Source organism: Rhizobium sp. RU20A (assembly GCF_900155885.1).
Lineage (GTDB): Bacteria > Pseudomonadota > Alphaproteobacteria > Rhizobiales > Rhizobiaceae > RU20A.
In genome coordinates this window covers 185,121-198,892 of sequence record NZ_FTMB01000001.1, presented here as the reverse complement: position 1 = coordinate 198,892, position 13,772 = coordinate 185,121, and the positions used below count along the sequence as shown (strand labels likewise).

At 63.6% G+C, this 13,772-nt stretch carries 10 protein-coding genes; 2 read left to right on the top strand and 8 right to left on the bottom strand.

The genetic code is table 11. From position 1 onward, the window contains the following. The first annotated feature begins 54 nt into the window (after positions 1-54). Entirely contained in the window at positions 55-522 is a 468-nt protein-coding gene (locus tag F3H41_RS00940; protein WP_149736721.1) for a MarR family transcriptional regulator, read from the top strand. Positions 523-627: 105 nt separating this feature from the next. Here F3H41_RS00940 and F3H41_RS00935 read toward each other — a convergent pair whose 3' ends face one another. From F3H41_RS00935 to F3H41_RS00905, 7 genes are all read right to left on the bottom strand, one after another. Further along, on the bottom strand, positions 628-2,820 hold the full coding sequence (locus F3H41_RS00935) for an esterase-like activity of phytase family protein (protein WP_149736720.1): 2,193 nt from the start codon (positions 2,818-2,820) through the stop codon (positions 628-630). A gap of 274 nt (positions 2,821-3,094) precedes the next feature. Further along, on the bottom strand, positions 3,095-3,367 hold the full coding sequence (hupB, locus tag F3H41_RS00930; protein WP_149736719.1) for a DNA-binding protein HupB: 273 nt from the start codon (positions 3,365-3,367) through the stop codon (positions 3,095-3,097). Between the two features lie 215 nt (positions 3,368-3,582). Then, on the bottom strand, positions 3,583-6,006 hold the full coding sequence (gene lon, locus F3H41_RS00925; protein ID WP_149736718.1) for an endopeptidase La: 2,424 nt from the start codon (positions 6,004-6,006) through the stop codon (positions 3,583-3,585). Positions 6,007-6,437: 431 nt separating this feature from the next. Further along, complete coding sequence (gene clpX, locus F3H41_RS00920) at positions 6,438-7,715, bottom strand: ATP-dependent Clp protease ATP-binding subunit ClpX (protein WP_149736717.1); 1,278 nt, start codon at positions 7,713-7,715, stop codon at positions 6,438-6,440. Between the two features lie 307 nt (positions 7,716-8,022). Continuing rightward, positions 8,023-8,655: an ATP-dependent Clp endopeptidase proteolytic subunit ClpP gene (clpP, locus tag F3H41_RS00915; RefSeq protein WP_149736716.1), complete on the bottom strand. Its 633-nt coding sequence runs from the start codon at positions 8,653-8,655 to the stop codon at positions 8,023-8,025. A 215-nt stretch (positions 8,656-8,870) separates the two neighbouring features. After that, positions 8,871-10,442, bottom strand: coding sequence for a phospholipase D family protein (locus tag F3H41_RS00910; protein WP_149738154.1), 1,572 nt, complete (start codon positions 10,440-10,442; stop codon positions 8,871-8,873). A 12-nt stretch (positions 10,443-10,454) separates the two neighbouring features. Further along, entirely contained in the window at positions 10,455-11,348 is an 894-nt protein-coding gene (locus F3H41_RS00905) for an endonuclease/exonuclease/phosphatase family protein (RefSeq protein ID WP_149736715.1), read from the bottom strand. 130 nt (positions 11,349-11,478) lie between these two features. Between F3H41_RS00905 and F3H41_RS00900 the strand changes: the two genes are divergently transcribed. After that, positions 11,479-12,723, top strand: coding sequence for a cytochrome P450 (locus tag F3H41_RS00900; protein WP_149736714.1), 1,245 nt, complete (start codon positions 11,479-11,481; stop codon positions 12,721-12,723). Between the two features lie 12 nt (positions 12,724-12,735). On the opposite strand, the gene F3H41_RS00895 is transcribed toward F3H41_RS00900, so the two are convergent. Next, positions 12,736-13,707, bottom strand: a complete 972-nt coding sequence (locus F3H41_RS00895; RefSeq protein ID WP_149736713.1) for a YafY family protein — start codon at positions 13,705-13,707, stop codon at positions 12,736-12,738. Between the last annotated feature and the right edge of the window lie 65 nt (positions 13,708-13,772).

Here is a 13,772-nt window from a genome sequence, read left to right as displayed (position 1 = left end):
ATCACATCGGAGCTGCCATTTGAAATGCGCCCTCATCATTACCATATAGAGAGCATGACCAAGGTACAGGACATATCGAACCGGATGTTCGAACTCTACCACGGCGTCCATCGTCTGGTGAACGAGACCATGTGTCAGGAAGGCGTGTCGCTTGCCCGCAGCAAGTTCCTGTTCTTCCTACAGCGCCTCGGCCCCTGCCGTTCGACAGACATTGCCTGCGCGCTCAACTATGCGCCGCGCACGGTGACGGAAGCGATAGACGGGCTCGAGCGTGATCGTCTCGTGACCCGCGAGCCCGACCCGGAAGATCGGCGTGCCAAGATCGTGGCGATCACGGAACTCGGCCGCTCGGTGCTGGAGGCGGCAAGCGCTCCCAAGCAGCTCGTCATCAACGAGATCTTCTCGACGCTTTCCGACGAAGAGATGGATCGTTTCCACGATCTCGTCGGAAAGCTCTGTTCGAAGGTGCAGACGATGCAGGCCGAACGCGAGGGCGCCGACATGAAGGACGCCGCCGAATAATCGAGACATCCCGCCCTGGGGCCGACGGCCCCTTGTGGGCTTTGCCAAAGCAAAAAAGGCCGGACCCTCGCGGATCCGGCCTTTTTCGTTCCGAGGTGCCGCGCCTTACTTGGCGTCGATGTTGCCGATCGAGAAGAACATCGTCTCGCCGGAGGCATCGTCCACGCCGTCATTGTCGGTCACGACATAGCCGGTGCCGTCGGCGGCGATGGCGAAGCCTTCGACCTTGTCGAGCACGTAGCCGCCATTGGTCTTGAGGTCGGGGATGAGATCGCGGACCTCTTCCTTCTTCACGACAGGCAGTTGCTCGCCCAGCTTGACGGGCTTCAGTTCGGACAGGGCAACGCGGTAGAGCTTCTTCAGGACGGCATCCTTGCCGACGAGATTGTCGCGCTCGATGACATAGGCATAGTCGCCGTGCACGGTGATCTCGGACAGACCGACCCAACCCTTGCCAGCGGCTTCGAGCGGATAGGCGACGGCGCCCCATTCCTTCGCGGCGGGCTTATAGGCGAGAAGCTTCACGAAGCCCTTCTTGTCGTCCTTCCATTCCCGCTGGACGGCGGCCCAGATGGTCGTGTCGTCGCCGGTGCCGACAACGGTCACGCCTTCAAGGCCGAAGCGGGTCTCGCCGGCGCGCAGTTCGGCGGGAAGCGCGATCTCTTCCTTGATGACGCCCTTGGCATTCACATGCAGCAGCGCGTTGGCATAGAGCTTGTCGGCATTGCCTTCGGAGGCCAGCCAGTAGCCGCCCTCGCCGTCCAGGGCCACGCCCTCGATGTCGAGCTTCTGGGCCGGCGCACCATCACGCTTGATGACCAGGGCATCGGTGATCTTCGCAGGCTTCGCCGTCGCGTCGATCGTAAAGATGGTCGGCTGCGAGGAATAGACGCTGTCGGAAACGGCAACCAGCTTGCCGGCCTCCGGCAGGGCGGCCAGACCCGAGAGGGCGCCGAACGGGATCGGCGCGCCGTCCTTCTCGACGGAGACGATCTGCGGATAGTTGGCCGTGCCCTCGGCGCGCTCGTAAATCATGACATGCGAGCGGGCGCCGCCATCTTCACCGAGATCGAGTTCGTTGGCGGTGGCAAGCAGGTTGCGGGCCGGAATGGCAACGGCGCCTTCCGGGGAGATGCCCGACGGCAGAAGCTGCAGAAGCTGCGGCTCTGTGCCGGTGTCCTTGTAGACGCCGACGACGGAGGCGCGCTCGGCAAGCACGAAGAACAGCTTGTCGGAACCGAAGGTCGCGGCTTCCAGGCCTTCCGGCTCCACACCCTTGGCGGCGGACCGCTTTTCCGGATAGTGGCCGATGCCGATCACGGCATGTTCGAAGGCTGCGTTGGATTCGTAGAGAACCGTGCCGGTCTTGTCGAAAATGGTGAAGCCGCGCGAGCCGCCTTCATAGTCCCCTTCATTGGCAACCACGAGGCGCTCGTCATCCAGCCACTTGACGGCATCGGGCTCGCGCTTGCGGCCTTCCTGGTCGTCCACGGGGCGGATAGCGCCATCGCGCTTGGTGTCGATGCCCTTGAGGTCAACGGCACCGGCAGAAAAGTGGCTGACGACCGTGCCCGTCTTGGCGTCGACAATGGCGATGTGGTTGTTTTCCTGCAGCGTGACGGCGATCTCGCCCTTGTCGTTGAAGGCGACGAATTCCGGCTCCGGGTCGTCGCCCGCGATTTCGGACAGGCCCGTCAGGGCGACGCGGCGCAGCGAGCCGCAATCGACCTTGCCATCGGCGAGATTGACGATGACGAGATCGCCGGCTGGCATCTGCGGGATCTTGCCGTCATTGACCTCTTCGTCACGCTCGTTCTCGATCGCGACGGCGGCCATGGTGCCATCCTTGCTGATGGCGACGGAGTCCGGCTGGCCACCGAGTGCGCAGGTCTCCTCGATCGTGCGGCCGGCCACGTCAACCGTTGCCAGGACGCCCGAGGGGTTGGTGAAGCTCTCGCGGGTGTTGACGGCGACGAGCACCTTCGTGCCGATGGCGGCAACCGAGGTCGGCTCGCCCTTCATGTCCAGGGAACCGCCGGCCTTCGGGGCCTTGGCGTCGGTGATGTCGATGAAGCCGATCGCCTTGTTGGGGCTGTCGGAATAGATCAGCGTGTTGCCATCCGGCGTCGCGGTAATGATTTCGGCAGACGTTGCGGTCTTGGCATCCGTGCCAGCCGGCAGGTTCTCGGCAACGGCGAAGGAGGCGATGCGGTTGAAGACCGGCTCGGCGGCGGCCGGAACGGCGGTGGAGGCGGCGAGCGTCGCCACCAGTGCCAGATGGAGCGAAAACGTGTTCATGGAGCCCTCTTGATCTGCGGAAGCAGAGACACCGTTCCCCCGGTCCCTGCCGCCTTCATCATTGGCGGACGACGTCCGGCCATGAGGTGCTTCTCGCGTCGCAATGTAACGGGCGGATGAAGGATTGAAGACGAATTTGTGTACGGGCCCTTGGGGCGAAGGTGCGCGGCCGCCTGGCCTCCGGCCCACTGAAACGAAACGAGGCCCGGGATGACCGGGCCTCGAATGCGTCGATGCCTGAGCCTTCGGCGTCAGGCATCTGGAAAGCGACGGATCAGTTCACCGCGTCCTTCAGGCCCTTGCCGGCCGTGAACTTCGGAACGTTGCGCGCGGGGATATCAACCTCTGCGCCGGTGGACGGGTTGCGGCCCTTCGAGGCTTCGCGGCGGGCAACGGAGAAGTTGCCGAAGCCGACGAGGCGCACGTCGCCACCGTTCTTCAGTTCAGCCTGGATGGCCTCGAATACAGCGTCGACAGCCGAAGCGGCGTCGGTCTTCGAGAGGCCGGCCTTTTCGGCGACGGCGGACACGAGCTCATTCTTGTTCATGTTTCCACCCTTTCCAATGGTTCGAAACTAGTCACATCTTCAAGGCGAAGCAGTCTGTCTCTGCCTTCGTCCTGGTCACCCCATTCGCCCCGAACGCCCTGAAAAGCAAGGCTTCGCAGGGGTTTTACATGAAAAAAGACCGGCGATGGCGCCGGTCTTTCCATTTCTGTTGCCATCCTGCCCGCAATTTCACGGAAAGGATCGCTCCTTCGTCATCAATGCGCGACGGAAGCACCGCTGTCATCGGCCGAATCGACAGGCTTCAGAGCCGCCGGTTCGCTGGCCGGATCCCATTCGATCGCGGTCGGCATCCGGGTCAGAGCGTGGCTGAGAACCTCGCTCATCCGGCTGACGGGGACGATTTCCATGGCGTTCTTCACGTTATCCGGAATGTCGGCCAGATCCTTGGCGTTCTCTTCCGGAATCAGCACCTTCTTGATGCCGCCGCGGAGCGCAGCCAGCAGCTTTTCCTTAAGGCCGCCGATCGGAAGCACCCGGCCGCGCAGCGTCACCTCGCCCGTCATCGCGATATCCTTCGAGACCGGGATGCCGGTCATGATGGAGACGATGGCGGTTGCCATGGCGATACCGGCAGACGGACCGTCCTTCGGCGTTGCGCCTTCCGGTACGTGCACGTGGATGTCGGTCTTGTCGAAGCGCGGCGGCTCGATACCGAAATCGACGGCGCGCGAGCGGACGTAGGAGGCCGCTGCCGAAATCGATTCCTTCATCACGTCCTTCAGGTTGCCGGTGACCGTCATGCGGCCCTTGCCACCCGGAAGGCTCACGCCTTCGATGGTCAGCAGTTCACCGCCGACTTCCGTCCAGGCAAGCCCCGTGACGACGCCGACCTGATCCTCGCGCTCGGCTTCGCCGTGGCGGAAGCGCGGCACGCCGAGGAAGTCGTGGATGTTCTCGGCGGTGACTTCGACCTTCGCGACCTTGCCCTTGATGATCTCGGTCACGGCCTTACGGGCGAGCTTCATCAGCTCGCGCTCGAAGTTGCGCACGCCCGCCTCGCGGGTGTACTGCTGGATGACGGCCATCAGCGCGTCGTCACCGACGGAGAACTCCTCCGGCTTCAGCGCGTGATCGCGGACCGCCTTCGGCAGCAGGTGCCGCTTGGCGATTTCCAGCTTCTCCTGCTCGGTGTAGCCGGCGATGCGGATCACTTCCATGCGGTCCATCAGCGGCGCCGGAATGTTCAGCGTGTTCGCCGTGGTGATGAACATCACGTTGGAAAGGTCGTATTCGACCTCCAGATAGTGGTCCATGAACGTGCTGTTCTGTTCCGGATCCAGCACCTCGAGCAGAGCGGACGACGGGTCGCCACGGAAATCCATGCCCATCTTGTCGATTTCGTCGAGCAGGAAGAGCGGGTTGGACTTCTTCGCCTTCTTCATCGACTGCACGACCTTGCCGGGCATGGAGCCGATATAGGTGCGGCGGTGACCGCGGATTTCCGCTTCGTCGCGCACGCCGCCAAGCGCCATGCGGACATATTCACGGCCGGTGGCCTTGGCGATCGAACGGGCAAGCGAGGTCTTGCCGACGCCGGGCGGGCCGACGAGGCACAGGATCGGTCCACGGATCTTGGTCGAGCGGGCCTGCACGGCCAGATATTCGACGATGCGTTCCTTGACCTTGTCGAGACCGAAGTGATCCTGCGCGAGCACGTCCTCGGCATGGTTGAGATCGGTCTTGATCTTGGAGCGCTTGCCCCAGGGAAGGCCAAGCAGCCAGTCGAGATAGTTGCGCACGACGGTCGCTTCCGCCGACATGGGGCTCATCTGGCGCAGCTTCTTCAGCTCCGCCTGTGCCTTGTCGCGGGCTTCCTTGGAAAGCTTGGTGCGGGTGATGCGCTCTTCCAGTTCGGCCATCTCGTCGCGGCCGTCTTCGCCCTCGCCGAGCTCCTTCTGGATCGCCTTCATCTGTTCGTTGAGGTAATATTCGCGCTGCGTCTTTTCCATCTGGCGCTTGACGCGCGAGCGGATGCGCTTTTCTACCTGCAGAACCGAGATCTCGCCTTCCATGAAGCCGAGAGCCTTTTCGAGGCGCTGCTTTACGCTGGTGGTTTCCAGCATCTCCTGCTTCTCGACGATCTTGATCGACAGGTGCGAGGCGACCGTGTCGGCGAGCTTGGAATAGTCCTCGATCTGGCTGGCGGCGCCAACCACTTCCGGGGATATCTTCTTGTTGAGCTTCACATAGTTTTCGAATTCGGAAACCACGGAGCGCGACAGGGCCTCGATCTCGACAGCATCTTCGGCCGGCTCGGAGAGGATGTGCGCGTAGGCTTCGTAGAACTCCTCGCGGCGCGTATAGCCGTCGATCTCAGCGCGCGCGCGGCCTTCCACCAGCACCTTCACGGTGCCGTCAGGCAGCTTCAGAAGCTGGAGGACATTGGCGATGGTGCCGACCTGGTAAATGGCGGACGGAGCCGGATCGTCGTCACCCGCATTGATCTGGGTGGCAAGCATGATCTGCTTGTCAGTGCCCATGACTTCTTCAAGCGCGCGAATGGATTTTTCGCGGCCGACGAAGAGCGGCACAATCATGTGCGGGAACACCACGATGTCGCGAAGCGGCAGAACCGGGAAGGTCGTGGCCTCGTGGGACTGTGGTTGTTTGGCTGTCATTTCATTTCCTTTCCGTCCCTAAAAGGGCCCGTTCGCGGAAGCCTCGTCGAGCACTTCCGTCTTAATGCTGACTGCGGAAGTGGCGTTTCGGCACCGTCATTTCAAGCCCCGCGCCATCCCGGGGAGAGACGGCGGATCGAGGTCAACACGTAGACCCGAACGCTTTTGCGGACCTTGCAACGCGACCGGCGAACGGGACATGCCAGAGGGCCAGGCGAAGAGACTCACGCGACGCGAAACTTATTCGGAGTCACTATCATTGCGCCGCCTGCCGCGCTTGGCAATCGGGCATTTTCGCGAGACGGAAAGAGTGCCGGGCAAATGTGTCAGCACCAAGCCAGTTCCGCCCCCTGCCCTTCCGTCCCGGCTCATCAAAAAAGGCCCGTATCACTGGATACGAGCCCTCTGGCATTTCAGTTTCACCGAGCTGGTCAAGCCGACACGTTAGCCTTTTCCTCGGTGCGCTCGGAGTAGATATAGAGCGGCCGGGCCGAGCCCTTGACGACTTCGTCGGAGATGACGACCTCGCGCACGCCTTCGAGCGTCGGCAGTTCGAACATGGTGTCGAGCAGGATCTTTTCCATGATCGAGCGCAGACCGCGCGCGCCGGTCTTGCGGATGATGGCGCGCTTGGCGATTTCGCGCAGCGCATCCTCGTGGAAGGTCAGTTCCACATCTTCCATCTCGAACAGGCGCTGGTACTGCTTGATCAGTGCGTTCTTCGGCTCCGACAGGATCTGGATCAGCGCGTCCTCGTCGAGATCCTCGAGCGTTGCCAGGACCGGCAGACGGCCGATGAACTCGGGGATGAGGCCGAACTTCACGAGATCTTCCGGCTCCAGTTCGCGCAGCACTTCGCCGACGCGGCGGTCTTCCGGGGCGCGGACCATCGCGCCGAAGCCGATGGAGGTCTTCTCGCCACGGGCCGAGATGATCTTGTCGAGACCGGCAAAGGCGCCGCCGCAGATGAACAGGATGTTCGTCGTGTCGACCTGCAGGAATTCCTGCTGCGGATGCTTGCGCCCACCCTGCGGCGGTACGGAAGCGACCGTGCCTTCCATGATCTTCAGCAGCGCCTGCTGCACGCCCTCGCCCGACACGTCACGGGTGATGGACGGGTTGTCGGACTTGCGGGAGATCTTGTCGACTTCGTCGATGTAGACGATGCCGCGCTGCGCGCGCTCGACATTGTAGTCGGCAGCCTGAAGGAGCTTCAGAATGATGTTTTCGACGTCTTCACCGACGTAACCGGCTTCGGTCAGCGTGGTGGCATCCGCCATGGTGAAGGGCACGTCGATGATGCGAGCCAGGGTCTGGGCAAGATAGGTCTTGCCGCAGCCGGTCGGACCGACGAGCATAATGTTCGACTTTGCCAGCTCCACATCGGTGCTCTTGGCGGAATGCGCCAGGCGCTTGTAGTGGTTGTGGACGGCGACCGAGAGGATACGCTTGGCCTGCTGCTGGCCGATGACGTATTCGTCGAGGACCTTGATGATTTCCTGCGGTGTCGGCACGCCATCGCGCGACTTCACCATCGAGGTCTTGTTCTCCTCGCGGATGATGTCCATGCACAGCTCGACGCATTCATCGCAGATGAAGACGGTCGGCCCGGCAATCAGTTTGCGGACCTCGTGCTGGCTCTTGCCGCAGAACGAACAATAAAGAGTATTCTTGGAGTCGCCGCCGTTGCTACCGCTGACTTTGCTCATATCACAATCCTTCCAGCACGCCCTCTCCGCTTCCGGTGGAGAAGCTTGGGGGTCCTCAATGCGCCCCGCGGGAGCCGCCGGATCACGGCGTCGCGCCCACTCAGGGCTTCGGGAGTACTTTCCGGGCAAGAAGGCCTTGCGGCCCTGTTGCCCGGCGGCAACGTGTCTCCCCTTCAAAACCGAATGCTAAAGCGGGAAACTTCAACATAGCATTAACGGCCATCTTAGCGGCTTTGCCTATCCATTAAACCCCTGCCTGCCCCGCAAATGTGTCACAATTACATCACGAGGCGGGTAAATGGACGGCTCAGCTTGCGGCTGCGCCTTCCAGGGCTTCACGCGAGGTGATGATCTTGTCGACCAGACCCCATTCCTGTGCCTCGTCCGCGCTCATGAAATGGTCGCGGTCGAGCGTCTGCTCGACTTCTTCATAGGTGCGGCCGCAGTGCTTGACGTAGACCTCGTTCAGTCGACGCTTCATCTTGATGATGTCCTTGGCGTGGCGCTCGATGTCGGAGGCCTGGCCCTGGAAACCGCCGGAAGGCTGGTGAACCATGATGCGGGCGTTCGGCGTGGCAAAACGCATGTCCTTGTGGCCGGCGGCGAGCAGCAGCGAGCCCATGGAGGCGGCCTGGCCGATGCACAGCGTCGAAACGGCCGGGCGGATGAACTGCATCGTGTCGTAAATGGCCATGCCGGAGGTGACGACACCGCCCGGCGAATTGATGTAGAGCGCGATTTCCTTCTTCGGGTTTTCAGCCTCGAGGAAGAGGAGCTGGGCACAGACCAGCGTCGCCATATGATCTTCGACCGGGCCGGTCATGAAGATGATGCGTTCTTTCAGCAGGCGCGAGTAAATGTCGTAGGACCGTTCGCCGCGGTTCGTCTGCTCGACCACCATGGGGATGAGAGCCATGGCGGTATCAACGGGATTTCTCATGTCTTACCTTCGCCTGTGCGGCCAGCGATCGCCTCGCCGGCCTGGAATCATCGTTTGTGTCTTCCTCATACATAGAGTGTCGGTGACCCGCACTTCAAGTCGCCAAGACGCGATAAGCTTAACGCCTTCTGAGTGGCGCGAGGCTGACCTCGTCTAGGCCTGTGGATAAGGCGTGGAACGGGGCGCGCCGACGAAATTCCGTGACCGCGGCAGCGTCACAGCTGCGATTCAACCGGCAGGAAGCGGATCACCGCCGCCGTCAGCCGGCGGATGCGCCCCGCCTCCGGCTCGCGGTAGAGGGTGCGCGGGCGCCCGCCCTCGCCGGCGTCGCGCCAGCGGATCAGACCGCGGTGCAGCGAGAGCGCGAAGGCCGAGTCCGGCGCCATCTCGATATCGATGATCCCGTCGACCTCGGCGACGAGCGCACGATGGGAAAAGAGCACACCCGTTTCGGTGTTGAGCGATACCGAACGGGGATCGAAATTGACGGAACCGACGAAACCGCGTTCGCCATCCACCGTGAAGGCCTTGCTGTGGAGGCTTGCCGTGCGTGATCCGAAGATCTTGATGCGCCGCGGGTCGCCCGGCACGTGATCGGCCTTGAGTTCGAAGAGAGCGACCCCGCCCCTCAACAGTCTGCGGCGATAGCGGGCATAGCCGCCATGCACGGCGGCGACATCGGTCGCGGCGAGCGAATTGGTCAGGACCTCGACCCTGACGCCCTTGTCGGTGAGGTCGGTCAGGGCTGACGTGCCATCGACTCCCGGGACAAAATAGGGCGAGACGATGCGCAGACGGTCCTTCGCAGCCATCATCGCCGGCATCAGATCGCGAAAGATCCAGTTGGAGCGCCGCGCCATCAGGGCCTTTTCCGGCGGGTCGGCGAGAACCTCGACATCCGCGCACCAGTGCAACGCGGCCTCGGGCGTCAGTGGTGGCGATGCATCCTCACCTGAAGCCTCGATATCGCTAAGCAGCAGGCGCGCGGCGGGCCGGTCGGCCAGTTCGGCAAGGTCTGCGCGTAGCCTGCCCAGATATTTCGGCCGCGGCGTGCGCAGCGATCCGATCGGCAGCACGACGGGACTGTTCCAGTAGCGGTCGAACATCCCGCCCGCGTCCGCGACAGCCTTGCCGATCATCCAGATATCGAGATCGCGGAAATTGGTGTCCTCGTCCGCATCGAAATAGGCGTCGCCGATGTTGCGCCCGCCCATGATGGCGATGCGGCCGTCGGCGATGAAGGCCTTGTTGTGCATGCGGCGCGTGGCGCGGAAGGCGCGCATGGCCATTTCGAGACCACGGCGGAACCGGTCGGTGCGGGCCCGACTGGGGTTGAAGAGCCGCACGCTGATATTGGCGTGGGCATCGAGCGCGATGCAGCTGCGATCATGCAGGCCCGCATTGATGTCGTCGAGCAGCAACCGCACCCGGACGCCGCGATCGGCAGCGGCGATGACCTCGCGCATCAGAAGGCCGCCCGTCAGGTCGTCCTTCCAGTAGTAATACTGGAGATCGAGACTGCGCCCGGCGGCCCGGACGGCGGTTATCCGCAGCGCGAGCGCCTCGCGGTTGGCATGCACGAGCGAAAGGCCCGCCGCATCGTCAGCCTGCCCTGCCAGAAGCGGCGCGATGGCACGATCAATCGCGGTCTCGCCCTCTACCGGCGGCAATGAATGCTCCTCGCTGCCAGATGGCCAGCGGCCAAAACGGCCGTAGAGCCAGACGAGCACGGCGGATACGACGAGAAAGAGACAGAGGAGAAGCGGAAGCTTGCCGACCAGGTCCATCATGGGGTGGGGTCAAGCCTCGCCCTTGGTCGGGCTGGCCGGCAAGGGGCCGACAGCGGCCTCGATCTCCTCGCGCCGCTCCGCGCGCGTTTCCTCGGCGGCCGCCGCGGCGGCAAGATCGATATAGGCCTTGACCGGCAGATGGTCGGAGGCGATGCGCGCCAGCGGACTGTCATGCACCTCGACTGCGGTGACGATCTCCTTGGGGTAGCCCATGACGCGGTCGAGCGGGAGGATGGGGAAGCGCGAGGGAAAGCTTGCGACCGTGGCATGGCCGTGATCGAAGATCGGCGTCAGGTAGCTCAGCGACGAGCCCCTGCCCGTGCGCCATTCGTTGAGATCGCCGATGAGGATGGTCGGGCGCGGGGCGGCATCGGCGACGGCGGCGAGGATCGATTCGGCCTGCTTGGCGCGCGAATGGCGCAGCAGACCGAGATGCGCGGCGATGACGCGCAAGGGGCCTGCCGCCAGCTCCAGATCGACGACGAGGGCGCCGCGCGGCTCGACGCCCGGCAGCTTCAACTGGCGCACCTCCTGCACAGCGCCCTCGCGCAACAGCAGCACGTTGCCATGCCAGCCATGGCCCTTTTCCGAAAAGGCCGTGACCGGCACCGAAACGAGCGAACACTCGCGCTTCAGGCGCTCCAGATCGAGAAGGCCCGCCCGCTCGCCGAAGCGCTGGTCGGCCTCCTGCAAGGCAACGATATCGGCGGAGAACTGCGAGATGACTTCGCAGATGCGATTGGGGTCGAAGCGCCCGTCGGTCCCCACGCATTTGTGGATATTGTAGGAGGCGATGACGATCTTGCCGCGCCGCACTTCATCGGCAACGCCGGCAATCATGGGCCTGCGACGGCGGATCGCGGCGATGATGCCGGTCGAAATGCCTGTCTTTGCCTTTGCCATGCGCTGTCTCGCTGCTTGCGTCGAATGCCGGTTCGGAAGAGAGATATGGTTCGCCGCCGGGCAAGGGCAATGGAGCATCGCGCTTCCCGCACCCGCCGGCGATCCTCGCAGTCCCATCCAGAGCCCCATCATGCCAGCAAACAGCTTTGCCTACGACGCCGCCACCCGCCACGCCCGGCTCGACATTCACGATCCCACCTTCTACCGCGACCCGTTCGCCGTCTATGCCGAGCTTCACCGGCATGGCCCCGCCTTTTTCTGGGAGGAGCTCGGTCAGTGGTATGTCATCGGCTATGACGCAGTGAACGGGCTTTTGCGCGATCGCCGTTTCGGTCGGCAGATCCTCCATGTGGCGACGCGCGAGGAACTCGGCATGGCCGAGCCCAAGCCGCATCTTGCCGATTTCGATGCGGTCGAGGCCCATTCGCTGCTGGGGCTGGAGCCGCCGGCCCATACGCGGCTGCGCACACTCGTCAACCGCGCCTTCGTTTCCCGCCAGATCGAGCAGTTGCGACCCGGCATCGGCGCGCTCTGTCACGAGCTGATCGACGACTTTCAGGGCGCCGGCCACATCGAGCTGCTGAAAGCCTATGCCGAGGTCATCCCCGTCACCATCATCGCCCGAATGCTCGGGATTCCCGTCGCGATGGGTGACAAGCTGCTCGAATGGTCGCATGCCATGGTGCGCATGTATGTGTTCAACCCGCCCTACGAGCACGAAGTCGCCGCCAACCGCGCCTCGGCGGAGTTCGCCGACTATCTGCGCGGCGTCATCGCCGAAAAGCGCGCAAAGCCTGGCGACGACCTCATGACGCACATGGTCACCACCGAGAAGGACGGCGAACGGCTCTCGGATGACGAGTTGATCTCCACCGCCGTGCTGCTGCTGAACGCCGGCCATGAGGCAACCGTGCACCAGATCGGCAATGCGGTAAACACGATCCTCTCGCACGAGGCCGATCCGAAGGCGCTGTTTGCGGATGCCCGCTCGACGTCGCTGGCGGTCGAGGAATGCATGCGCTTTGCCGCGCCGCTGCACAATTTCGACCGTTTCGCCCTCTCCGACATCGATCTCGGCGACGACATCGTGCTGAAGAAGGGCGAACAGATCGGCCTGATGCTGGCCGCCGCCAATGTCGATCCGGCAAAGTTCACCGATGCCGCCGCCTTCCGCCCGGATCGCGACGAGGCTCCACACCTCTCCTTCGGCGCCGGCCTGCATTTTTGCATCGGCGCGCCGCTTGCCCGCCTCGAACTCAACATCGCGCTGCCGATCCTCTTCGAACGCCTGCCGGGCCTGAGGCTCGCCGAGCCGCCCGCGGTGCGCGACAGCTTCCACTTCCACGGCATGGAGCGGGTTGACCTCGTCTGGTAGGCGCGCTGCCGCCTAGCCTTCGGGGCGATAGAGCGCCCCGGTCCGGGCAATCCAGTCGATCATTTTCGCCCGCAGTTCGGGCGGCTCCAGCACCTCGGCTTCCGGACCAAGGCGCAGGAAGAAGGAGGCGGAGGAGAAGAGCGATTCGGAGGGCATGGTGATGATGCGCCAGCCACTTTCGTCCGGGTCGCTCTCTTCCACGATCCGGCTGACGGCATAGGGCTGGGCGAAATGCCGGAGGAAGGCGAGGCCCATCTCGCTGACGCGCAGGCGCACGGTCAATGGATGTGTGTCGCGCTCCATCCGCTCGACGGTGCCGCGCCAGAAGGCGGCGAGGTCGAAATCGGCAGGCCGCGCGAAGGTCTCGTTCAACGCGGTGAGTTCGAGGATGCGGGCGATGCGGTAGGTGCGGACCTGCCCGTCTACGGCGCCGGCGAGATACCACTGGCCGCCCTTGATGACGACGCCGAGCGGGTCCACCTCGCGCCTCTTCTCCGCCGTCCAACTGCGGTAGCGCATGGATATGCGCCGGCCCGCCATGACGGCCTCGACGACCGCCTGCAGATTCTGGGGACGATCGGCATCGTTGTACCAGCCGGGCGCATCAAGGTGGAAACGTTCGCGCAGCAGGGCGGCCGAGGCGCGCATGTGTTCCGGCAGGGCGGCGGCGAGCTTCTTCTCGGCGCTGGCAAAGATCGCGCCGAGGCCGAGATCGGCGGCGGGGCCCTGCAGACCCGTCAGGAAGACGGCCTGCGCTTCCTCTGCCGAAAAGCCGTTCAGCCGCACACGGTACCCGTCGAGCAGCCTGTACCCACCCTCCGAGCCGCGCTCGGCATAGACCGGCACGCCAGCGAGCGAGAGGGCATCGATGTCGCGGTAGATGGTGCGCACCGAAACGGCGTTTTCCTCGGCCAGCACCTCGGCGGTGACGAGGCCGCGCGCCTGCAGCGTCGTCAGGATGTTGATGAGGCGGGTGGCGCGCATGGGCCGTCCAACGGAAAAGTTTGGGTGCACTTTCAACCTGACACAGGATGACAGGTATGGGGAGC

What these genes read in the sequence shown, in the direction of transcription:
- F3H41_RS00940 (WP_149736721.1), top strand. Translation starts at nt 55, where the DNA reads ATGACCAAGGTACAGGACATATCGAACCGGATGTTCGAACTCTACCAC.
- F3H41_RS00935 (WP_149736720.1), bottom strand. Translation starts at nt 2,820, where the DNA reads ATGAACACGTTTTCGCTCCATCTGGCACTGGTGGCGACGCTCGCCGCC.
- hupB (WP_149736719.1), bottom strand. Translation starts at nt 3,367, where the DNA reads ATGAACAAGAATGAGCTCGTGTCCGCCGTCGCCGAAAAGGCCGGCCTC.
- lon (WP_149736718.1), bottom strand. Translation starts at nt 6,006, where the DNA reads ATGACAGCCAAACAACCACAGTCCCACGAGGCCACGACCTTCCCGGTT.
- clpX (WP_149736717.1), bottom strand. Translation starts at nt 7,715, where the DNA reads ATGAGCAAAGTCAGCGGTAGCAACGGCGGCGACTCCAAGAATACTCTT.
- clpP (WP_149736716.1), bottom strand. Translation starts at nt 8,655, where the DNA reads ATGAGAAATCCCGTTGATACCGCCATGGCTCTCATCCCCATGGTGGTC.
- F3H41_RS00910 (WP_149738154.1), bottom strand. Translation starts at nt 10,442, where the DNA reads ATGGACCTGGTCGGCAAGCTTCCGCTTCTCCTCTGTCTCTTTCTCGTC.
- F3H41_RS00905 (WP_149736715.1), bottom strand. Translation starts at nt 11,348, where the DNA reads ATGGCAAAGGCAAAGACAGGCATTTCGACCGGCATCATCGCCGCGATC.
- F3H41_RS00900 (WP_149736714.1), top strand. Translation starts at nt 11,479, where the DNA reads ATGCCAGCAAACAGCTTTGCCTACGACGCCGCCACCCGCCACGCCCGG.
- F3H41_RS00895 (WP_149736713.1), bottom strand. Translation starts at nt 13,707, where the DNA reads ATGCGCGCCACCCGCCTCATCAACATCCTGACGACGCTGCAGGCGCGC.